The 1,237-nt window shown below is 34.6% G+C and carries 3 protein-coding genes; all 3 read right to left on the bottom strand.

All coding sequences use genetic code 11. The features are described 5' to 3' along the window. On the bottom strand, window positions 1–262 hold a 262-nt coding region (locus tag VXQ92_RS19045), incomplete at its 3' end, for a YbaB/EbfC family nucleoid-associated protein (protein ID WP_416682853.1). A gap of 265 nt (window positions 263–527) precedes the next feature. Next, window positions 528–764: a hypothetical protein gene (locus VXQ92_RS19040; protein WP_000917295.1), complete on the bottom strand. Its 237-nt coding sequence runs from the start codon at window positions 762–764 to the stop codon at window positions 528–530. 177 nt (window positions 765–941) lie between these two features. Next, the coding region (locus VXQ92_RS19035) for a PLP-dependent transferase (protein WP_416682852.1) at window positions 942–1,237 on the bottom strand (296 nt) is incomplete at its 5' end.

Here is a 1,237-nt window from a genome sequence, read left to right as displayed (position 1 = left end):
AAACTACTTCAGCTTGACGCACAGCATCATTCACCGCAGCTGCGATTAAGTCTTCAATCATGTCTGGTTCGTCTTGAAGTAATTCTGGATTAATTTCGATACGTTTTACGATATAACGGCCAGTCATTGTTACTTTAACTAAACCACCACCCGCTTCAGCGTGTACTTCAGTTTGAGCAAGCTCTTCTTTAGCCTTTTTTATATTTGATTCCATATCTTTTTGCATGCGCTGCGCTTGCTGCATGAGCATATTGATATTCATAAACCTAACTCCGTATCTCTATCAAATATTTCAAGTATTATTGATAGTCATATAACACTTCGGAACTTAAACTCTTTGAACGCCCCTATCGATCAATAAGATCATTGAGGTCAGTACGTTTAAATCAAAATTAATCCGCAATTCTGACACAATAAATTAATGTTTTCTATTGGTATCTATGAAACTCTTTTAGGTAACTCATCCATTTAAAGCTTTCTATACGAAACTTTTTACTGTGAAGGCCGGTTCTAAAATTTAAGTTAAGCTACTGCGAAGCTTGGAGGGTGCTATTGTCGGGTTTATATTCATTTAAAGGAATTTTCTGAAAAGAGGCATTCGCTTTTTCTATTGTATGATCAGCTTCTTCAACTGATTTATTTGCATCATTAATCAATAAAACAGTTTCGTTAATTTGAGTCGGTTCATCCTTTTGGGCAAATACTTTGTATCCAACCAAACCAATTGCCCCTATAGCAACTAAAATAATTATAGGCTTAAGCATGGTTAAAAACTCACTTTGTTATTTTTATTAAATTTAGAACTTTTATACGTTGTGATTTTTAATTCATTTACAACAAAATGTAGCTTTTTTATTTCAATCGTTGTTTGTGAGTAACTTCCCTTAAAGTAAAGCCACACTAAAATGAGTGTGGCTTAATTCTTAGATATATAAGTTTTATTAGATCAAATCTAATCCACGTGAGATATCACTAATAATATCGTTAATATCTTCTAAGCCAACCGAAACGCGGATTAAGCCTTCTTGAATACCAGCAGCTTGTTTTGCTTCAGCAGAAAGTTTGCCGTGTGTGGTTGTAGCAGGATGCGTAATTGTTGATTTCACATCACCTAAATTACCCGTGATAGAAATAAATTTGGTGTTATCAATAACCTTCCATGCTCCTTCACGCTCACCTTTAACTACAAAAGAAACAATCCCGCCAAAGCCATTTTGCTGTTTTGCTGCAAGTTCAT

The organism is Acinetobacter sp. 228 (assembly GCF_048147885.1).
This window is presented reverse-complemented; position numbering and strand designations above follow the sequence as displayed.

Excerpts from the sequence above, each read along its gene's own strand:
- VXQ92_RS19040 (WP_000917295.1), bottom strand. The coding sequence starts at position 764 with ATGCTTAAGCCTATAATTATTTTAGTTGCTATAGGGGCAATTGGTTTG.